This window comes from Sphingobacterium sp. MAE (assembly GCF_056711605.1).
Window position 1 is genome coordinate 2,581,472 of record NZ_CM160044.1, and the last position, 21,339, is coordinate 2,602,810.

20 protein-coding genes are annotated in these 21,339 nt (G+C 39.1%); 11 read left to right on the forward strand and 9 right to left on the reverse strand.

Annotated features, from left to right (window positions below; all coding sequences use genetic code 11):
- The first annotated feature begins 61 nt into the window (after positions 1 to 61).
- The 5 genes from AC06G9_RS10920 (at position 62) to AC06G9_RS10940 (ending at position 2,911) form a co-directional block, all read left to right on the forward strand.
- Positions 62 to 700 carry a DUF4294 domain-containing protein gene (locus tag AC06G9_RS10920; protein ID WP_480958145.1) on the forward strand — a complete coding sequence of 213 codons (639 nt, stop codon included), beginning with the start codon at positions 62 to 64 and terminating at the stop codon, positions 698 to 700.
- 20 nt (positions 701 to 720) lie between these two features.
- Positions 721 to 1,215, forward strand: coding sequence for a glutathione peroxidase (locus AC06G9_RS10925; protein ID WP_281047140.1), 495 nt, complete (start codon positions 721 to 723; stop codon positions 1,213 to 1,215).
- 82 nt (positions 1,216 to 1,297) lie between these two features.
- Entirely contained in the window at positions 1,298 to 2,023 is a 726-nt protein-coding gene (gene bshB1, locus AC06G9_RS10930) for a bacillithiol biosynthesis deacetylase BshB1 (protein ID WP_480958179.1), read from the forward strand.
- Positions 2,024 to 2,096: 73 nt separating this feature from the next.
- A complete protein-coding gene (locus AC06G9_RS10935; RefSeq protein ID WP_480958146.1) occupies positions 2,097 to 2,477 on the forward strand; it encodes a diacylglycerol kinase family protein in 381 nt (126 codons plus the stop codon).
- Positions 2,468 to 2,911, forward strand: coding sequence for a GNAT family N-acetyltransferase (locus AC06G9_RS10940; protein ID WP_045754783.1), 444 nt, complete (start codon positions 2,468 to 2,470; stop codon positions 2,909 to 2,911). The genes AC06G9_RS10935 and AC06G9_RS10940 overlap by 10 nt, the downstream gene beginning before the upstream one ends.
- On the opposite strand, the gene AC06G9_RS10945 is transcribed toward AC06G9_RS10940, so the two are convergent.
- The 6 genes from AC06G9_RS10945 to AC06G9_RS10970 all read right to left on the reverse strand — a co-directional run bounded on the left by AC06G9_RS10945 (position 2,908) and on the right by AC06G9_RS10970 (position 8,017).
- Positions 2,908 to 3,219 (reverse strand): hypothetical protein, encoded by a 312-nt coding sequence (locus AC06G9_RS10945; RefSeq protein WP_248753692.1) that lies wholly within the window; start codon positions 3,217 to 3,219, stop codon positions 2,908 to 2,910. The genes AC06G9_RS10940 and AC06G9_RS10945 overlap by 4 nt on opposite strands.
- A gap of 59 nt (positions 3,220 to 3,278) precedes the next feature.
- Positions 3,279 to 4,508, reverse strand: coding sequence for a PQQ-dependent sugar dehydrogenase (locus AC06G9_RS10950; RefSeq protein ID WP_480958147.1), 1,230 nt, complete (start codon positions 4,506 to 4,508; stop codon positions 3,279 to 3,281).
- Between the two features lie 73 nt (positions 4,509 to 4,581).
- Complete coding sequence (locus AC06G9_RS10955; protein WP_045754780.1) at positions 4,582 to 5,391, reverse strand: phosphate ABC transporter ATP-binding protein; 810 nt, start codon at positions 5,389 to 5,391, stop codon at positions 4,582 to 4,584.
- Positions 5,346 to 6,200, reverse strand: a complete 855-nt coding sequence (locus AC06G9_RS10960) for a PstA family ABC transporter permease (RefSeq protein WP_045754779.1) — start codon at positions 6,198 to 6,200, stop codon at positions 5,346 to 5,348. The genes AC06G9_RS10955 and AC06G9_RS10960 overlap by 46 nt, the downstream gene beginning before the upstream one ends.
- On the reverse strand, positions 6,193 to 7,089 hold the full coding sequence (gene pstC, locus AC06G9_RS10965; protein ID WP_260949505.1) for a phosphate ABC transporter permease subunit PstC: 897 nt from the start codon (positions 7,087 to 7,089) through the stop codon (positions 6,193 to 6,195). Before pstC ends, AC06G9_RS10960 begins: the two co-directional genes overlap by 8 nt.
- Before the next feature lies 1 nt (position 7,090).
- The gene (locus AC06G9_RS10970; protein WP_248753690.1) at positions 7,091 to 8,017 is read right to left on the reverse strand and encodes a PstS family phosphate ABC transporter substrate-binding protein; all 927 of its coding nucleotides are present in this window, start codon (positions 8,015 to 8,017) and stop codon (positions 7,091 to 7,093) included.
- A 190-nt stretch (positions 8,018 to 8,207) separates the two neighbouring features.
- Between AC06G9_RS10970 and AC06G9_RS10975 the strand changes: the two genes are divergently transcribed.
- The 6 genes from AC06G9_RS10975 to AC06G9_RS11000 are packed head-to-tail and all read left to right on the forward strand — an operon-like array spanning position 8,208 to position 14,549.
- Positions 8,208 to 10,310: a HEPN domain-containing protein gene (locus AC06G9_RS10975; protein WP_480958148.1), complete on the forward strand. Its 2,103-nt coding sequence runs from the start codon at positions 8,208 to 8,210 to the stop codon at positions 10,308 to 10,310.
- Between the two features lie 16 nt (positions 10,311 to 10,326).
- Positions 10,327 to 11,085: a uroporphyrinogen-III C-methyltransferase gene (gene cobA, locus AC06G9_RS10980; protein ID WP_346569552.1), complete on the forward strand. Its 759-nt coding sequence runs from the start codon at positions 10,327 to 10,329 to the stop codon at positions 11,083 to 11,085.
- Complete coding sequence (locus AC06G9_RS10985; protein WP_045756117.1) at positions 11,086 to 11,670, forward strand: precorrin-2 dehydrogenase/sirohydrochlorin ferrochelatase family protein; 585 nt, start codon at positions 11,086 to 11,088, stop codon at positions 11,668 to 11,670. It begins immediately after the preceding gene.
- Positions 11,657 to 12,358: a phosphoadenylyl-sulfate reductase gene (locus tag AC06G9_RS10990; protein WP_248753687.1), complete on the forward strand. Its 702-nt coding sequence runs from the start codon at positions 11,657 to 11,659 to the stop codon at positions 12,356 to 12,358. The genes AC06G9_RS10985 and AC06G9_RS10990 overlap by 14 nt, the downstream gene beginning before the upstream one ends.
- A gap of 10 nt (positions 12,359 to 12,368) precedes the next feature.
- Positions 12,369 to 13,259: a sulfate adenylyltransferase subunit CysD gene (gene cysD, locus AC06G9_RS10995; RefSeq protein WP_480958149.1), complete on the forward strand. Its 891-nt coding sequence runs from the start codon at positions 12,369 to 12,371 to the stop codon at positions 13,257 to 13,259.
- Between the two features lie 45 nt (positions 13,260 to 13,304).
- Positions 13,305 to 14,549, forward strand: coding sequence for a sulfate adenylyltransferase subunit 1 (locus tag AC06G9_RS11000; protein WP_480958150.1), 1,245 nt, complete (start codon positions 13,305 to 13,307; stop codon positions 14,547 to 14,549).
- 66 nt (positions 14,550 to 14,615) lie between these two features.
- On the opposite strand, the gene AC06G9_RS11005 is transcribed toward AC06G9_RS11000, so the two are convergent.
- The 3 genes from AC06G9_RS11005 to AC06G9_RS11015 form a co-directional block, all read right to left on the reverse strand.
- The gene (locus tag AC06G9_RS11005) at positions 14,616 to 19,175 is read right to left on the reverse strand and encodes an efflux RND transporter permease subunit (protein WP_480958151.1); all 4,560 of its coding nucleotides are present in this window, start codon (positions 19,173 to 19,175) and stop codon (positions 14,616 to 14,618) included.
- A gap of 20 nt (positions 19,176 to 19,195) precedes the next feature.
- Positions 19,196 to 20,305: an efflux RND transporter periplasmic adaptor subunit gene (locus tag AC06G9_RS11010; RefSeq protein WP_045752553.1), complete on the reverse strand. Its 1,110-nt coding sequence runs from the start codon at positions 20,303 to 20,305 to the stop codon at positions 19,196 to 19,198.
- Positions 20,306 to 20,414: 109 nt separating this feature from the next.
- Positions 20,415 to 20,792 (reverse strand): hypothetical protein, encoded by a 378-nt coding sequence (locus AC06G9_RS11015; protein WP_045752554.1) that lies wholly within the window; start codon positions 20,790 to 20,792, stop codon positions 20,415 to 20,417.
- Positions 20,793 to 21,339: the final 547 nt, after the last annotated feature.

Below are 21,339 nucleotides of genomic sequence, written 5' to 3' on the forward strand. Positions count from 1 at the left end.
TTTATTAAATGTAATAATTTTTTAATACTATTGACAAAAAAAGGACAATTTTTAAATTGTAATGATCAAAATAAACTTACGCTGGATGCTTTTTTTGCTTTTCTTCGTTCCTCTTTTAGGGATGGCTCAAGCATTGACAGTACCTCGTTACGGGGAGGGAGAACAGGAACTGCTGGAAGAATACAATATGACCACTTTGGAGACTGGTGAGCGACTGCCTTGGTTTTTAATTCCTGAAGTAAAAATCTCCAAACCGCGTATCTGGACTTCGGAGGATGCTAAAAAAGAATATTTGAGATTAAGAAGAAATGTCTTAAGAGTATTACCGTATGCGATATTTGCTCAAAAAAGATACGATCAATTGGATCGTGAACTGGCTTTGGAGACCGATAAAAAACAACAAAAGAAACTAATAGAAAATTGTGAAAATGAGGTGAAAGCCATGTTTAATAAAGAAATTAAAAACATGAGTATCACACAGGGGAAAATCTTAATTAAACTTATTGATAGACAGACTGGGCACTCGAGTTATGAAATGGTGAAACAGATGAAAGGCGGACTGACGGCATTTTTATATCAGGGAGTGGCTAAAATATTTGGACATAACCTCAAAAGTACGTATGATCCTAGAGAGGATTTTGAAATTGAAAATATCATCAGAGAATTTCAAAAAACGAGAAGGGATCCACGCTATTTTTAAAAAATAACAATAAATAATTTATGAAGACAGTTTATGATTTTAGAGCCTTACAGTTTAATGGTCAAGAAAAATCATTAGCTGATTACAAAGGAAAAGTGTTGCTGATCGTCAATACCGCGAGCCAGTGTGTTTTTACACGACAATTCAAATCTTTAGAAAAACTATACCAGACCTATAAAAACCAAGGCTTTGAGATATTGGGTTTTCCTTCCAATAATTTTGGAAAACAGGAACCATTGACCGGCTATACGCTGGAAACATTTTGTCGAATCAATCAACAAGTGAGTTTCCCGATCTTTAAACGCTCACATGTGGCTGGAGAATATGCATCGCCCTTATACCGACATCTTTCTCATAGAGAAGAGAATGGCCGTATTGACAGTAAGCCTGTTTGGAATTTTCACAAATACCTCATCAATAAAAAAGGAGAAGTCGTTGATTACTTCTATCCCATTACTTCACCGATGGCTGCTAAAGTGAAAAAGCGTGTGGAACAATTACTGATGGAAGAGTAAGATCAAAAGAGTAGAAAGAAAAAAATGTTTAGTACTTTTGCCTACATTTAGTTGGTTAAACATTTAAAAATATACTCCCATGATAAAACTGGATTTATTAGTAATTGCTGTGCATCCTGATGACGCGGAATTGGGCGCAGGAGGAACGATAGCAAAATATTTAGCTGAGGGCAAAAAAGTAGGTATCGTAGATTTAACTAGGGGTGAACTGGGTACGCGTGGCACGGCTGAAACAAGGGACCGGGAGGCAAATGATGCCGCCTCAATCTTGGGATTGACGGTAAGGGATAATTTAGCACTGCGCGATGGCTTTTTTAATAATAGTGAAGAGGATAAATTAGCGGTAATCCGTGCTATCCGTCAATATCAACCTGAAATTATCATTACCAATGCCATCACTGATCGCCATCCCGATCACGGAAGAGCAGGGCATATGGTTTCTGAAGCTTGTTTTTTATCGGGATTGCGTAAGATCGAAACTTCCTATGATGGTGTGCTACAGGAGTCGCATCGTCCTCGACTCGTACTGCAGATGATCCAGGATTATTATATTAAACCGGATATCGTGATGGATATTACCGATTTTTACGCTATTAAAGAAAAATCAATTTTGGCGTATAAGACGCAGTTTTATACTGGTGAGGAGAGTGATTCGGATGAACCTCAGACTTACATTTCAAATCCTGATTTTATGGAATCGACCGCAGCTCGTGCTCGAGAATTTGGGAGATCGATACAGGTTAAATATGCGGAAGGATTTACGGTGAAAAAAATATTAGGTGTAGATGATATATTTCATCTGATTTAATTTAAAATAATCAAATAAAAGCCGTTTCTTTATCATACGTAAGAAACGGCTTTTGCTTTTACGGCATTTTTACATGAAAAATCAAAAATTCTCGCTACAAGATCGAATAAAAAGTTTTACTTATGCTTTTAATGGGTTTAAAATCTTATTGATTGAAGAACATAATGCGCGTATTCATCTTGCTGCGACCGTGGTAACGGTGATCGCAGGTTTCTATTTTGATATTTCTGCAGTCGAATGGATGATTATTTTACTGTGCATTGGTGCTGTTTTTGCACTGGAAATAGTCAATTCGGCCATTGAGAATTTGGCAGACTTGGTGTGTCAAGAAAATAATGAATTTGTTAAAAAAGCAAAAGATCTGGCAGCTGCAGCGGTATTGACCGCGGCGTTTGTCTCTGTTATAATAGCGCTTGTCATTTTTATTCCTAAAATCACGATGTTATGGTTGTAATTAGAGCTTACGAGGTAAGAGATCGGGAGATCGTATTGAGTGTCATGCAAGAAAATATTCCAGCTTATTTTGCTCAAGATGAAATGGAGGATTTGAAGTACTACCTCGATTTTGAAATCGAGCAATACTTTGTGCTGGAAGCGGAGGGTAAAATAGTGGCCTGTGGTGGTATCAACCTGGAACTGGAAGAAAGAAGGGGTGTAATCAGCTGGGATATTGTTCTGCCTAGTGAACAAGGTAAAGGCTACGGAAGAAAATTATTGGAACACCGGATTGCAATTTTAAAAAGTATGCCGGATATCGATCGGATTACGGTCCGTACTTCGCAGCTGACGTATTTGTTTTATCAAAAAAATGGTTTTATTTTAAACCAGATCGTAAAGGACTATTGGGCGAAAGATTTTGATCTTTATAGTATGGAATTGAGTTCTTAATCCATCAGATTAAAAACAAAAGATACTAATATAAAGATGGGAAGGATCAAGGCAGCGATCACATTGAACTTGAATTTTGCGATTTCATGCTTACGATATAAGAAAAAAGATTCTGCAAGTAGGTAGATCATCCAAACTAGATAATTTATACCCATAAAAAATAGGATAGCACCAATATCGCCGGTCCCGCAACGGCGAGCGGGATCGAGTTGTGCCATCGCAATGGGAATAGCTATGAACAACAATATAATTAGTGCTAAAATCCGAAAAACAACGTGTCTGATCATACTATCTCTTTTGTTATTCATACCGCTATATAAAAAAAGGTAACCCCATCGGTTACCTTTTTGCATTTATTTCGAAAAGATTAGTTCTTTTTATCGATTTTATAGAGTCTTCCTAAATCGGTGATCGCATATAGTGCGCCATCTTTGCCTTGCGTGATATCTCTAAAACGCTGTCCTTCTTTAGCCAATAATCGCTCTTCGCCAACGACTTTATTGTCTTTGATGACCAATCGCGCAATATGTGTACTGCTTAGACCGCTGATAAATAGGTTGTTTTTCCACTCTGGAATACGATCTCCGGTATAGAATGTTATACCGCTTGGCGATAAGACAGGATCCCAATAGTAAACGGGCTGTTCTAACCCTTCTTTTTGCTGAATGGCATCACCTACTTTTTCGCCACTGTACTCTAATCCATAAGTAATGGTCGGCCATCCGTAGTTTTTACCAGCTTCAATACGGTTCAATTCATCTCCGCCACGTGGACCAAATTCAGTTTCCCACAGATCACCAGTTTCTGGATGTAGTGCCAGACCTTGTACATTTCTATGACCGTAACTGTATATTTCTGGCCTTACATCAGCTTGTCCTGCAAATGGATTGCCCGATGCAGGCGCACCATCTGTCGTGATTCTGACAATCTTACCTAATCCTGATTTGAGATCTTGTGCTTGTGGTCTGGTTGCTAGATCTGAACGTTCGCCGGTACTCACGATTAAATTGCCGGACTTGTCAAATAAGATCCGTCCACCGTAATGTAACTTGCCTTTGTATTTGGGAGTAGCTCGATAAATAACGGCTACATTTTCTATTGTTTTATCATCTGCAGATAATTTTCCTTTGCCTACTGCTGTCAAGTTGCCCTCTGCACTTGGCTCTGCAAAAACAAAGTAAATCATGCGATTGGTTTCAAAATTTGGATCGATTGTCAATCCTAACAATCCACCTTGCCCATCCGAATTTACTTTTGGCAGTCCTGTTATCGGCTCTGAAACTTTGCCATCGGTAGTAGCAATTCTAAATGTACCTTCTTTTTCTGTGATCAGTAACCGTCCATCTGGTAGCGCTGCTATGCCCCAAGGAGATTTTAAGGTGGTATTCAATACGACTCCTTCAAATGCCGTGTTGGTCTTTACGCCATTGATACGTGTTTGACCCGCAAAAGCAGGTTTGTATTTTGTATTGGCTTCATTTTTTTCAACAGCTGGATAGATGCTATCTACTGTATTGGTTTCTGCTCCCGTAGTCCCGTTTGAACACGAGTACAAGGCAAAAGAACTAATCAGTACGGTGGCTAATTTACTTTTCATAGACAAGTTGAATTGTTTCATATCATATAAAAATATAAATAATTTATTAAAAAATACGCACGTCAGCTCATTATCATGAAATAAATCCTTTGACGTATTGTCGGGTGATCTCATGTTTAGGATTTAAGAGTACTTCTTCTGTTTTTCCAAACTCAAGGATCTCTCCACCATATACAAAAATAATATAATCGGATACACGGCGTGCTTGTCTCAGGATGTGGGTAACCAGTACAATGGTATAATCTTTCTTGAGTTCAATCAAAAGATTTTCAATGGTCTGCGTGGAGATCGGATCGAGTGCAGATGTCGATTCGTCTCCTAAGATAATCTCTGGTTTGACCGCTAGTCCTCGAGCTAAGCATAGGCGTTGCTGTTGACCAATAGAAAGCCTCGTGGCGGATTGGTCCAATCGATCTTTGACCTCTTCCCAAAGTCCTACATTCTTCAGCTGTGTCTCTACGATTGCGTTTAATTCCTTTTTGTTTCGTGTACCATGGATGCGTGGCCCATAAGCGATATTGTCATAGATCGACATCGGTAGTGGAAAAGGTTTTTGAGAAAGCAGTCCCATTTTTTTTCGGATATGGGTCACTTCGGCATTTGGTGCATAAATATCTTCACCATTGACAAAGACTGATCCGGATACCTGCACACCTTTAGTATCATCGATCAGGCGGTTCAGTGTTTTTAATAATGTTGTCTTTCCACAGCCTGATGGACCAATGATCGAGGTAATACTATTATTGGGTAGTGACAAATTGATGTTTTTTAAAATATGGTGCCCATCAATATGAATATTCAGATCTTGTATTTGAATATGCGGCTGAATAGCAGGGTTTACAACTTGTGTTTGTTCTGTTTCGATGATAGGATGTGAGTGCATATAACAATAATTAGAATGATAAAAGTTAAAATAAGTGCAGATGCGTAGGCACGACCTTGGACTTCAGGAATAGGACTGCTTAACTGGAAAAAAATAGCCAGCGGTAGAGTTGCTGCTGGTTCGTCAATATACCGTGGGAGGTTGTCACTGAATCCCGTGGTCAACAACACGCCAGCGACATCACCAATAGAACGTCCAAATGCCAACAATATAGCGGTGAAAATGCCTGGTTTAATATGTAAAATAAAGACCTTTGCTACTTCCCAGTTGGTGGCACCTAAGGATAAAGTCACATGCTTCAAATCGTTGGGAACTGTTCGGATCAGTTCATCGACTGTACGGACCACGATCGGTATAGTTAGTAATGTAATGGTGATAATACCCCCAAGTAAGGATGCACGGATACCAAAATAGACCATAATCGTAAATCCTACAGCACCATATACGATGGAAGGGATACCGTAAAGAATATCGAACATCAATTTTGAATATTGCGCTAATCTGGAAGAGGTTTTGATGTATATATTTAAAAATAAAGCGATCGGAACTCCAATGATGGTCGCTAACAGGGTCGCGACCCCAGCGAGATAGAGCGAACCGAGAATAGCATTTAATATTCCTCCCTCTTTACCCATATAAAATCCTCCTTGAGGCAGTTGGCTGACCATCTCCCAAGATAGATATGGTAAACCCTTGTAGAGTATTGTACCGATAATAAAAAAAAGTGAACCTGTGACCAACATACCTGATAGCCGCATAAAGCCTTTCGCAATCTTTTCTTTAAAAAGTCTTTTTTTTAGATTATCCATTGTGTTTGCCCTCCAATCTGTTTAATATGATACGTGAAATTAAGTTGAATCCGAAAATAATCACAAATAGGAGTAAAGCGGAAAACATCAGTGCTGAATCGTAAAGGGGAATAGACATCATCTCGCCAAAGTTATTGGCAATTAGTGCTGGAATCGGATATCCTGCGTCAAAGATGGATGTCGGTATCTTGGGCACATTGCCACAAACCATCAAGACGGCTATTGTTTCTCCAAATGCTCGGGAGATGGCGAGAACAATCGCGGCAATAATACCCGGTTTTGCTCGGCGTAAGATCACCTTTTGGGCAGTTTCCCATTTGGTCGCTCCTAAAGATAGAGAAGCGGCTTTAAGTTCCGCAGGTATTGTTTTGAGTACTTCGACCATAATACTGATCATGATCGGAAAGATCATAACCGATAATACGATGCCGCCGGCTAAAATCGTATATCCTGAAGTAGAGATACCAAATATAGGAGCTATGTAGGATTGTATTGCTGGTACAATAAACAGTACGCCCCATACCCCATATAGTACGGGAGGAATTGCAGCCAAGACGTTGATCAGAGGTAACACGATATTTTTTAATGTATCGGAAGCATATTCCGTCAAATAAATTGAACTGAGGATACAAAGTGGGCAAGAGATGAGCAGGGCGACAAGTGTGACACTTAATGTACCCATAATGAAAGGGAGAAATCCAAAACTTCCTTTCATGGGCGCCCAGATATGATTCGTCAGAAGATCCCAAATATTGAAGGTTTCAAATAAAGGGATCGACTTGAAAGTCAAGCCAATACCAATAATGATCACAACCGAAAGGGAGATAAGCAACAAAACAAAGCTTGACTGCTTTGCAATAGCATTTTTTATTAATCTTGTTCGCAACATATTATAACTTTTTCAATTCTTCGTTCATAAATGTTTCTGTTAGCGGCACATAGCCATTCTCCAGTAAATAGCTCTGCGATTTTTTCTTTAAGACGAAAGAGATGAATTCTTTAAGCAGTAAATTGTCGGGCTTGCCTTTCGTGATAAAAGACAGGTCTCTGGATGGCGGGCTTGGATATCTATTATTACTCACGGCATCTGTCAGTTCATCAATCGTATTATAGAAACTTTCCTGTTCGTTGATGCTGCCATCGCCATTGAGATCTATGGGCAGTACATCAATCTTATCCATTACTTTTTTTGTCTTTAAATCATAGACATAATTGATATTATTGAAACCGATGGCATTTTGATCATCTTTGACCGCTTGTGCAATGCCGGGATCACCAAATATGCCGACTCCTTTTAAATCTTCTTGTTTACTTTTAAAAAAATTGGCCCATGTTTCAGCTGCTCCAGCAGCATCTGCACGTGTATACACCGTTACAGGATCTGTTGTAAAACGTTTATCAATGTCATTCCACGTTTTATACTTATTGTAAATAAAGATATTTTTTAGTTCTGCATTGGTCAATCCGCGTTCCTTCAGTAGACGGTAGTTTGGATTGTCGGCATTGATGGTGCAGATAACGGCATCTTTTGCAACATGAATGGGATATGCACCATTTTTCATTTCTTCGGGATGAAGATCGCGAGAAATCAGTCCAATATCGACCATTCCAGTCAGCGCATCGGCAATTCCTTTTCCGGCTCCACCGGCAGAAATATTAAAGCGAACAAGTGGATGTTCCTTTTTAAATTCTTCACTCCATAAAACAACTAAAGGATAGAGGGCAAATGCTCCAGACAAAGAAATATTTCCTTCGAAACCTCGTTCCTTAGTGTATCCGTTTTCAATTTTTGGAGCGCATGCATTATTATTAAGCAACAACAATAAGCTTATTACAAGTAAATTACAGTTGTTTTTTATCATTTTATGTATATCTATAGGATTGGTCTACAATAATATTTTTGACAAATATATATTAATTTAATAGATTTTATAGATTATATCGTTTTTTTTTCTACTTTTGAACCAATAGAAGAGAATACAGACCAAATAAATACAATTTCAGCATATGCAAAGTTTCCGTACAGAGCTTGAAAACCCTGTGGTTGAGCAAGAGATTATAGATTTAGAAAAGAAAATTAGACTTTTTCAAGAGGGGAAGATTACGGATGAAAAATTTCGTTCTTTACGCCTAGCAAGAGGGGTTTACGGACAACGTCAGCCCGGAGTGCAAATGGTGCGTATTAAATTGCCTTTTGGAAAAGCAACTTTCAAACAAGTCATCAAAATATCGGACGTGTCTGATGAATATGCGATTCGTAATTTGCATATCACGACAAGACAGGATATTCAGATTCACTTTGTTAGTCTAGATCGTACACCAGAATTATGGGCTCAATTGGCTGAGGATGATATTACTTTACGTGAAGCATGTGGCAACACGGTGCGTAATGTAACAGCATCTCCTACAGCTGGTATAGATCCAAAAGAACCTTTTGATGTTTCTCCTTACGCACAGGCTGTTTTTGAATTTTGTTTAAGAAACCCGATCTGTGCGGAAATGGGCCGTAAATTTAAAATGTCATTTTCGTCGTCAGATGATGATACTGCTTTTTCTTATATCCATGATCTGGGCTTTATTCCTAAAGTGAAGATCGTTGATGGACAGGAGGAACGCGGTTTTAAAGTTCTATTAGGTGGTGGACTGGGATCTCAACCTTTTCTAGCACATCTGGTACATGAATTTTTACATGAAGATCAGTTGATTCCTTTTGTGGAGTCTTCTTTACGTGTCTTTGACCGCTATGGTGAACGTAATAATCGAAATAAAGCACGTTTTAAATACTTGATCCAAAAATTGGGTATTGATGAAGTATTGCGACTGATCGCGGTAGAGCGTGTTGCAAATGCTGTTAAATCTTTTCCGATTGATCGAGATACCATTAGTCAACCGACTCCGCCAGATACAAGTGCTATTGCGCATCTATCATTGCATGAAGACGCTGAATATCTGATCTGGAAGTCGACAAATACGTTTGAACAAAAGCAGAAAGGCTATTATGGGGTATTTGTTAAGATATCTACAGGTGATCTTCCTACGGAAAAAGCGCGAGCGCTAGTGGCAGGACTAGATGGTCTAGTAGCGGATGAGATTCGTTTCACACAAAATCAAGGATTACTCTTAAAATATGCTACTGAGCGATCTCTGCCTCATATCTATCAGCTGTTGAAGAAACTGGAATTGGCTTCTGCGGGATTTCAGAGCACATCGGATGTGACGACTTGTCCAGGTACGGATACTTGTAATTTGGGTATCTCCAATAGTACAGAGATGGCTCGGGTGATCGAAACATATATCCGTGAGTTTTATGCCGACTTTGTCTATAATAAGGAACTAAAGATAAAAATATCAGGTTGTATGAATTCTTGTGGTCAACATGGTTTGGCCCATCTGGGATTTCATGGTAGCTCTGTCAAAGCGAATGGGAAAGTTGTTCCTGCAGCACAAGTGATGATCGGTGGTGGTACTGTTGGCGATGGCGTGGGCCGTGTGGCTGAAAGAATCATTAAAGTGCCGACGAAAAGAGTGTTACATGTGGTAGATTTGGTCTTATCGGATTATAAAAAGAATGTACAGGAAGGTGAAAACTTCCATGCTTATTATGACCGTCAGTCAAAAAATTACTTTTATACCTTATTGAAGCCATTGGCAGACTTGACGACATTGTCGGATGATGAATATATTGATTGGGGACATCAAGAGACTTTTGAAACAGCAATTGGCGTAGGTGAATGTGCGGGTGTTGTGATTGATCTGGTGGCTACCTTGATCTATGAAGCCGAGGAAAAGAAAGGCTGGGCGATTTCTGCTTTTGAAGAAAGGAAATATGCGGATTCGATATACCATGCCTATAGTACGTTTGTCGGTTGTGCCAAAGCTTTATTATTGGATAAAGGTGTAAATGTGAGTTCACAGCATGCTGTGATCCAGGAATTTCAAACCCAATTTGTGGAGCAGCAGTTGTTTAGTTTGGAAACGACATTTCCAGAATTGGTATTACAAATTAATAAGAATGAACCTACACCCGAGTTTGCTGAAAATTATCTTGCGAGCTTGAATATTTTCTTTGATGCAGTGTATGCGTATAGAAATAGTGTGAAGGTCAATTAATGAGGAGGATAGAAGAATGAATATTAAACCCAAAGTAACCTTGGTCGGAGCTGGTCCTGGAGATCCTGAATTGATCAGTTTAAAAGGTATAAAGGCAATCAAATCTGCTGATGTGATTTTATATGATGCCTTAGTTGATGAAAGTCTATTGGATTTTGCTAGTGAAAATTGCACAAAAATATATGTAGGAAAACGGGCGGAACAGCTCTCTACTTCACAAGACCAGATCAATCAGCTATTGGTTGATTATGCATGCACACATGGTCATGTGGTGCGTCTGAAAGGTGGCGATCCATTTGTCTTTGGCCGTGGTGGTGAAGAGCTGGATTTTGTGAGCCAATTTGACATTGAAACAGCTGTTGTCCCAGGTATCTCTTCGAGCATCGGGCTTACTGGTTTGCAAAAGATTCCGTTGACTTTCCGCGGCATAAGTGAAAGTTTTTGGGTGATCACGGGGTCTACGACTGCTGGTAAACTGTCTGAAGATCTATATGCTGCTGTTAAAACCAATGCTACAGTTGTAGTTTTGATGGGTTTTGGAAAGCTGGCGGAGATCGTGGAATTGTATAGAAAGCATGGCAAAGAAAATCTTCCCATTGCGTTGATCCAAAATGGTTCTACACCAGATGAGAAAATCATAATGGGCACTATTAATGATATTTTGGATGAAACGCAAGAAAAACGTATTGGTGTTCCTGCAATAATTGTATTGGGAGAAGTGGTTTCGAAACATCCCAATTTCAAAAATATCGTAGAAAAATATGCAACAGCTTAAATGAATACGCTATTTCCAATTTTTATCAAGCCAGATCAAATTCAGATCCTATTAGTAGGTGGTGGACCGATTGGTTTAGAAAAATTTCAAGCGATCATTCAAAATAATGATCAAGCACAGATCACCGTGATCGCTACTGAAATATGCTGCGAGTTTAAGATTATATTAATGCAATATGCGCATATAAAATTTGAAGAGCGTGATTTTTTGGAGTCTGATCTAGATCATAAGCATCTGGTGATGTTAGCGACAAATAACCACGAACTCAATGATCAGATCAGAGCGTTAGCCAGTGCTCGCTTTATTTTGCTGAATGCAGCTGATAAGCCTGAGTTATGTGATTTTTATCTGGGATCTATTGTAAAAAAAGGAAATTTAAAAATTGCGATTTCGACAAATGGGAAATCGCCAACTATAGCAAAACGGGTGAAGGAACTGTTGCAGAATATGCTTCCTGAAGAAATTGATGATACGTTGGAGTTGATGAGTCAACTGCGGGATCAATTGAAGGGAGATTTTCAAGCGAAAGTAAATGCACTTAATGAACATACTAAATCATTGATTGAGCGAGATGGAGATCAGTAACATTAAAGAACTTTTATCAGGTAAGCAGGGAGTCGAATTGCTTGAGGCTATTGCTGAGCACTATCCTAATCAGGTGGTGTTTTCGACATCTTTTGGTATCGAAGACCAGATCATCACCGATTGGATCGGAAAAAGCAAAGTGAATATTGCAGTTTTCACCTTGGATACTGGACGATTGTTTAAGGAGACGTATTCGCTATGGAGCAGAACGGTAGAACGATATGCATTGAAGATCGATACGTACTACCCGAATACAGAGCAAATCCAAGAATTTGTTTCGCAAAAGGGTCCAAATGCTTTTTATGAATCTGTTGAAAATAGAAAGACCTGCTGTTATATTCGTAAAATAGAACCGCTGCAAAGGGCATTGCGCGGAGCTAAAATCTGGATCACTGGGATTCGCGCTGAACAGTCTGCTAATCGTCATGATATGGACTATATTGAGTATGATCAGGTGAATGACATTATTAAAATTCATCCCTTGTTTGACTGGACTTTTGATATGGTGAATGATTATATTAAAGGGGAGCGTATCCCTTATAACGTGCTGCATGATAAAGGCTTCCCGAGCATAGGATGCGCACCCTGCACCCGTGCGGTACAAGAAGGTGAAGATTTTCGTGCCGGCCGCTGGTGGTGGGAAGATCAGAGTAAAAAGGAGTGTGGATTACATGTGACAACAAAATAAAAAATATTAAATGGATTATTTAGATCAACTAGAAGCAGAATCAATCTATATATTACGTGAAGTGGCTGGACAGTTTGAAAATCCTGCCCTCTTATTTTCAGGGGGAAAAGATTCGATTACGTTGGTTCATTTGGCATTAAAGGCATTTAGACCAGGTAAATTTCCTTTTCCTTTGGTACATATAGATACTGGGCATAATTTCCCTGAAACAATCGCTTACCGCGATTGGTTGATCGAGCAGATCGGTGAAAAACTGATTGTAGGTCATGTACAGGATAGTATCGATGCCGGTAAAGTGATAGAACAAAAGGGTAAAAATGCAAGTAGAAATGCATTGCAAACGGTGACGCTGTTGGATACCATAGCGGAAAATGGTTTTGATGCTTGTATCGGTGGTGCTCGTCGTGATGAGGAAAAAGCGAGGGCAAAAGAACGAATGTTTTCTGTGCGTGATGAATTTGGACAATGGGATCCGAAGCGCCAACGTCCTGAACTGTGGAATATATTTAACGGAAAAATCAATAAAGGAGAGAATGTCCGTGTATTTCCCATATCAAACTGGACAGAACTGGATGTTTGGAATTATATCAAACGGGAAAATATTCAACTACCGAGTATATACTTTAGCCATGAGCGTGAAGTGATCACGCGTAATGGTCAGTTGATGGCTGCTGCTCCTTTCTTAAATATTGATGAGGAGGACGTGATCGAAACGAAATCGGTACGATTTAGAACTGTAGGTGACATGACTTGTACAGCAGCTGTGGATTCTGTAGCGACTGCACTAGACGATATCATTGCCGAAATCAAAGCTTCCACGGTTAGTGAACGCGGAGCAAGGATGGATGATAAGGTGTCGGAAGCGGCAATGGAAGATCGTAAAAAACAAGGGTACTTCTAAAGGGAAATTCACCAGATTTGAAGATTAAAAATTATAATCTAAAACATGAAAATTTTAAAATTTATAACGGCTGGTTCTGTTGATGATGGCAAAAGTACATTGATCGGCCGTTTACTATATGATACGGATTCGATATTAGACGATCAACTGGAAGCGATCAAAAAGGCTAACCGTAAAAATAACGATGGTACAGTTGATTTGGCAATTTTAACGGATGGACTAAAAGCGGAACGGGAGCAAGGGATTACAATTGATGTTGCTTATAAATATTTTCAAACGGAAAATCGTAAGTTTATCATCGCTGATGCGCCAGGACACATACAGTACACACGCAATATGATCACTGGGGCTTCCAACTCCGATCTCATCATTATATTAGTGGATGCACGCAAAGGTGTGATCGAACAAACAAAGCGTCATTCTTTCTTAGCTAAATTATTGGCTTTGAAGAAAGTACTGGTTTGTATCAATAAAATGGATATGGTGGACTACAGTGAGGAGGTATTTGAAACCATCAAGGCGGATTACAAAGTGCTGGCAGAACGATTAGAATTGAAGGACGTTGATTTTATGCCTGTTTCGGCATTGAAAGGTGATAATATCGTGAATTCTTCACTTCATTTTGATTGGTTTAAGGGACCTTCGTTGCTTTCTTATTTGGAAACTGTTGAATATGATGAGGTGGACAACCAAGCATGGCGTTTGCCTGTACAATGGGTTGTAAGGCCGCAGACGGATGAACTACATGACTATCGTGGATATGCTGGACGTGTGGTGGGAAATGGCTTGAAAGTTGGTGATGATGTCGTTATTTTACCTTCTTCGGTCAAAAGTAAAATTAAAAGAATTGAACTAGCAGGACTGGATTTGGATCAGGCGGAAGATGGACAATCTGTGATCGTTCATCTGACCGATCATGTTGATATCAGCCGAGGTGATACCATCGTAACAGCCCGTGATGCAGGTCTAGTGGAACGAAATATCGAGGCGAATATCTGTTGGTTTGATAATAAGGCTCTGGATACCAATCAGATCTATCTTTTTCAAAATTTTGGTCGAACAACGAAAGTTAAAATTAACGAAATCATTCATAAGGTCGACATCAACAATCAGGAGTATAAGTATGGTGAACAGATCGCGCTCAATGATATCGGTCGTGTTCAGATCAAGGCTGCTGAAGATCTTTCATTTGATCTTTATCAAGATCATCAGGCCACGGGACGGGGAATCATCATTGATCCGCGTACCAATCTAACGGTTGCGGCTGTTATGATCGAAAGTGTTGCTTAGTTATTAGTTTATAAAAGGAGGGTTGGCTTTTGTTTAAGCCAACCCTCTTTTTATACATTTTACTTTTTATTGCCAACCTCCACCTAAGGCTTTGTAAAGAACCAATTGATTTAAGATTTTTTCTTCGAGAATATTGACCTGTTCTATCTGAGCAGCTAGGGATTCTCTCTGACTGGTAATAATCTCTAAATAATTGATACGTCCTGCCAAAAATAGATCATGTGCAGAATCTACAGAAGATTCTAGTGCGACCACTTGTTCATTTTTATGTTGAAAACGATCAATAATATGGTCTTCGGTCAATAGCGCATTGGAAACTTCATTGTAAGCTTGCAGCACGATCTTTTCATAGTTGAGGAAAGCAATTCCGTAGTTTCCCTTATATTGCTCGTACTGTGTTTTCAATTCTCTTTGATTGAAAATGGGTGCTGTAATACCTCCAAATAATCCATAAGTGGCAGATTTATTGATATCGATCAATTTGTCAAAACTAAAGGAATTGAGTCCGATAAATGGAGACAATACTACTGCGGGGAGAAATGCCGCTTTTGCCGCATGCACTTCGTGCATCGCAGATAGCATCTGATGCGATGCTTCACGGATGTCGGGCCTTAGAGCAAGCATCAATGCGGGATCTCCCGAAGCTAACTTATCAAATAAATGCACTTCCTCCAGTTTGATAGCGGTACGTTCAATTGGTTTATTGACTCTGCCAATTAGAAAATTGATATGATTTTCGAGTATGCTGATTTCTTGTTTTGTCTTGGCACGATCGGATTTTGAATTGGCAAGAATGGCTTTAAACTGCTGAACGGCTAACGCTGTGGCACGTCCTGCTTCTTTCTGAACTTCAATGATGGCTAAAGCTTTTTCCTGTAACTTGAGATTCTTTTCAAAAACAGCCAATTGATTATCCAAACTGATCAGCTGATAATAAGCGGAACCAATATTGGATACCAGCTCTGTGGCAATTAATTGTTTAGCTTCGAGCTGTGCTAGGTAATTTTCATAAGAAGATTGTCTCAGGTTTTTTAATTTTCCCCAAACATCGATTTCCCATGAACTGCGCAGTCCAACAAAATAGTCTGGAATAGCAGGCGATGGTATCTTTTCGTCTGATTTGAGGTTTTCGGAAAAATTACTATCGTAATTACCTATTCCTTCCTCGGTGTAGAAACCATATTTTGTCAATCCAGCGCCTACCTCTGCATTTACTTTGGGAAATAAGGCTGCTTTTTTCTGTCTAAAACTTGCTTGAGCGATTTCAATACGCTTGATTGCCATCTGTAAATCGTAATTGTACACTAATGCTGAATCGATCAGTGCGATCAGCTTTTTGTCTTCAAATACTTTTCTCCAAGGAATCTGACCAATAGAGGTGTCTGTTTTACTTGTTGTGGGCGAAAATTTTTCTGGCAGTACCGTAGATTGCAGGGCTGTCAGATTTTTTGGAACGGAGCAGCTGGATACCAATAGTAAAACTAGAACGATAGAAGCGATGGTACCTGCTTTTTTCTGATTCACCTTTTTAGGTTTTTTGGAACAAAGGACATATAAAGCTGGAATAATCAATACCCCGATAATGGTACCAATCAACATACCACCGACAGAGGCTGTACCTATTGTTCGATTTCCGATTGCACTTGCACCAGATGAGAACATTAAGGGAATTAAACCAGCGACGAAAGCAAACGAGGTCATTAAAATCGGTCTTAAACGGGCGATGGCTCCATCGATAGCAGCCTGTACAATAGACATGCCTTGCTTGTTTTTAAGTACTGCGTATTCGACAATCAAAATAGCATTTTTCCCTAAAAGACCGATTAACATGACGAGTGCGACCTGCGCATAGATGTTGTTTTCTAGACCTAATAATTTTAAGAATAGGAAGGCTCCAAACATTCCTGCTGGAATACATAATATAACGGGCAGGGGCAGAAAGAAGCTCTCGTACTGAGCGGCTAATAATAGATAAACAAACAATAACACTAAGGCAAAGATATAAATCGTCTGGTCGCCGGAAGCGATTTGCTCTTTGGTCATACCCGACCATTCGATACTATACCCCTGTGGTAGTGTTTTCGCTATTTCTTGTATTGTTTCTATTGCTTGTCCTGTACTGAACCCTGCCGCTGGCTGACCATTGATCATAGCACTTGTAAACATATTATAACGTGTGATCTGCTCTGGACCAAATACACGTTTCATCGTCATAAATGCTGAATATGGCACCATTTCGCCATTGTCGGTTTTGACAAAAAGATTCAGTACATCTTCAGGTTGTTTTCGATAATGTGCATCTGCTTGAACCATTACTTTATACATCTGGCCATAGCGAATGAAATTGGTGGCGTAGAAACTACCCATTAAGGTTTGTAATGTATTCATTGCATTATCGACTGATATGCCCTTCTTGGCTGCCAAATCATAGTCTATTTCCAGCATGTATTGGGGGAAATTAACGTCAAATCCCGAAGAAACGCTCTCAATAGATTCGCTGGCATTGAGCTTATTCATAAAATCTTCAAGTACGACAGCAGTTTTATTTAAATCCTCGGTTCCTGTTTTGTCCAGTAAGCGAACTTCAAAACCTGCAGCATTACCAAATCCGGGAACGGTAGGCGGAGGGAAGAACTCAATTTGGGCATCGGCGATATGTGCTGTTTTTTCTTTGAGCTCATTCATCACATCATCGACCGTCTGTGAGCGGTCTTCCCACGATTTTAAGTTGATCATCCCCATGCCGTATGATGATCCGGACACCTCGGTTAAGATGCTATAGCCTGCTAGTGTGGAAACGGTTTCAACAGATTCTAAACTTCTGGAGATCCGGTCGACTTCATCCAATGCTTTTTCAGTACGGTCTACAGTAGCCCCAGGAGGAGTGGTTACACTGACATAGACCATTCCCTGATCTTCTGTTGGGATAAACCCGGATGGTAAGATCGCACTGGTTCCCCAAGTCGCTATAAAAGATAGGACCAATACCAGGACTGTAAGTCCTCTACGGCTAACGGTTTTGGATAGAAACCCACGGTATTTGCCTGCTAATTTATCGTATGCACTATTGAATTTTTTAAAGAATCGCGTCATCCAGTTATTTTTCTCTTTCTGATCGTGTGGATTCTTTAACATCAGCGCACATAATGCAGGTGTCAATGTCAATGCATTGATACCAGAAATGATAATGGCGGAGGCTAATGTGAGAGAGAATTGTCTATAAAAAATACCGACCGGTCCATCTAGGAAGGCTACGGGTATAAATACAGCTGACATAACCAGCGTAATCGCTATCACGGCTGTACCGACTTCTTTCATTGCAGCAAGGGTAGCTTCCATCGGTGGCAGATTTTCTTCCTCCATCTTTGCAAATACGGCCTCGACAACTACAATACCATTGTCGATCACAATACCAATAGCGAGTACGAGTGCAAATAAGGTCAATAGATTGATCGAGAATCCGAGCATCTGCATGCAAAATAGGGATCCGATCAAACTGACTGGAACAGCTAATATCGGAATTAATGTCGCTCTAAAATTCTGTAGGAAAATAAATACAACAATAAATACCAATAAAAATGCCTCCAACAATGTTTTGATCACACTGGAAATCGATGCATCTAAAAATCGGGAGACGTCATAGCCCATGGTATACTTCATCCCAGCAGGAAAAGTCGCTTTTTGCAGTTCGGCCATGCGATCTTTGACACGTTTAATTACATCTTGAGCATTGGAACCTGGTAATTGTTTCAGCATGATGGACGCTGATGGTCTACCGTCGGTTTTTGAAACCATTTCGTAATCTAAAGAGCCAAATTCAATTTCGGCAACATCTTTTATGCGGATAATGGTTCCATCTGAATTGGCACGAATGGGTACATTGGCATATTCTTCAGGTTCTGAAAATTTGCCAGGATAACGGAGCACATATTGCTGCATATTGACCATTTTATCGGAGCTGATACCGGTCTGCCCTGGAGCTGCTTCAATATTTTGTTTTCGCAAGGAGGCAATCAACTCATCGGTTGATATATTGTAAGCGGCCAATCGATCTGGCTTGACCCAAACACGCATCGCGTAATCGCGCATGCCCATGATTTGAGCAAAACCGACACCTTCAATGCGCTTTAGCTCTTTGAGCACATTGATATCGGTGAAGTTGTAAATAAAACGCTCATCTGCAGTTTCATCTTCGGTATAAAGATTTAAATACATCAACATACTATTTACTTCCTTCTCTGTTGTTACTCCGGCGCGGGTTACTTCTTCTGGAAGTTCATCAAGTACAGTAGTGACGCGATTTTGCACATTCACTGCCGCAATATCGGGATCGATACCCACTTTAAATACCACCTGAATCAGCGTCGTACCATTATTGGTCGATACTGTATTCATAGAGGTCATACCTGCAACACCGTTTATAGCACGCTCCAATGGAATCGCAACAGCATTGGTACTGACTTCAGCATTGGCACCTGTATAGTTTGCTGTGACAACCACAGAAGGAGGAACAATATCTGGAAACTGGGTAACAGGTAATGTAAATAAGGCCAATAATCCCAATAAGGTTATAAATAATGATATAACCAACGATAGGATAGGTCTTTTTATATAAACATCAAACATAATTTTTATTCAAGAACGTGTTACAATTTAACTGGGACAACTTCTACCTTCATACCGTCCTTTAATGATTGGACCCCTTCGTATACAATCTGATCTTGATCTGATAAACCTGCATTGACGATGTAGTAATGGCCTACGCGCTGACCTGCTTCAAATGATTTCATTGAAACGGTTTTATCTTTATTCAAGATGTAGACGTAAGTTTTATCTTGAATTTCAAAGACAGACTTTTGGTGAACAAATTTTGTGTCTCCAGTTTGAATCGGCACAGATATTTTTCCAGATGCTCCATGCTTAAGCATTCCTTGTGGATTGACAAATTTTGCACGTAATGAAATGGATCCCGTATTTTTTTCGAATTCACTTTCTACAATTGTCGCTTTTCCAGAATAAGGATAGGTATTGCCATCGGCAAGGATCAATTTTACATCCTTATTGAAAGAATTGTGGTTAAATGAGGAATCTGAAACGATACGGAGGTATTCATTTTCAGAGATATCAAAATAGACATTCACTTCGTTCATCGAAGACACGGTAGTCAATAAGGAGCCTTGTTCTAAGAGTGATCCTTCTTTTAGTGGTATACGATCGATCTTACCGTCAAAAGGAGCACGTACTAATGTATAATCGAGCTGTGTCTTCGCTTGCTGCATCATTGATCTCGCTTCTTCAACCTTTGACTCAGCAGCTGTATATTGCAATTTGAGCAATTCAACTTCTGTTTTGCTGACTATATTTTTAGCAGCAAGGTCTTTGGTACGTTCTAATTCTAGCATCACTTTTTTAACATCAGTCAAAGCAGTATTAAAATTAGCCTTCGCGCGCGCATAATCTGCTTTGTACATGTCATCGCTCAATCTGAACAGCACTTGTCCTTTTTTGACAGATGCACCTTCATCAACATATATATGTTCTAAAAAACCACTCAATCGAGATCGAAGTTCAATATTTTTTACCGATTGTATATCAGCGATATAATCTTTGTAAATTGTTGTATCCATCACGACTAGATTGGAAACGGGCACTTTTTTTGGAGCTGTACTAACTTGCTTATCGTTGCTTTTGGCTGTACAAGCAGATAAAATCGCAAGGCATGACAGTGCATACCAAGACATGGAACGTGTTTTCATATAAAAAATAAAATGTTGACAAATAGAAGTAACCAATACAAAGTATTGATTTTTAGAATGTTAGACTTTAAAAATCTAACTTAAAATTAAAAAATAGGGCAGGAGTGGATTAGAATAAACTGTATCGGTATAAATACTGATAATAACCTGATAAGCAGGCATTTTTTTTACTATAAAGGGGATGCTTTTTCTGTTTTAAAATGGATAAAGCAGAATAAACGATACCGAGAACAAAAATAAAAATGGATAAAATCTGGGGGTTGAAATTAAAAATCCGGTAATCGTCAAATTGAACCTCAGCATCTTTTTCGGGAATTTCAATTGGAATATCGAGCACATCGTCTAGCACAAATTCTAGTAATGAATCGCCCATAAAATATTGTGTGGGAATATTTGTCGCATGCGCATTAGGATTGACCCCAGCTTGATAAAAAAGCAAGTTCAAGTAACTGAATAACGCCAAGAAATAAAATATTCTAGTCCACATAAAAAACAAATATAGAAAATCAAATAACTAAGGTGGAACATCTACATAAATATTACAAAAGAAAAACATACGATTGACATTTAAAAATAGATGTGTTTTGGTAAAATTCCTAATCGCTGAGATTTCAATAAAAAAAATCGCGTGAGTCTTACTCCGAATAATCAAAATCTCAGCTTAGGGTTTTAAATGAAAAATCAATGAATTTCACTAGAAAATAAATAACTGAAAAAAGCTGATGAAATATGTGTTCATTTAAAATTGATCATCGATTTAGAGATTCTTGTAGAAGGACTGTATAATTTGAGTCCATGTTAATTGACATAAGGATATATAACCTTTGGAAAAAATGATAATGATGCATTGTCGCAGTTAGATGTTTGGTGTAAGTCCATACAGGTAATAAAGCTTGCCAAGTAAACTTTTGTAATCATAAGATTGCACGGTATTAGACTACAGCTCGCTGGTAGCGAATTATAGAATCAGGTTGTACATATAAAATAGTCATTGTAAGCATCACTGTAAATGAGGATTTTAACAAGTCGTATAA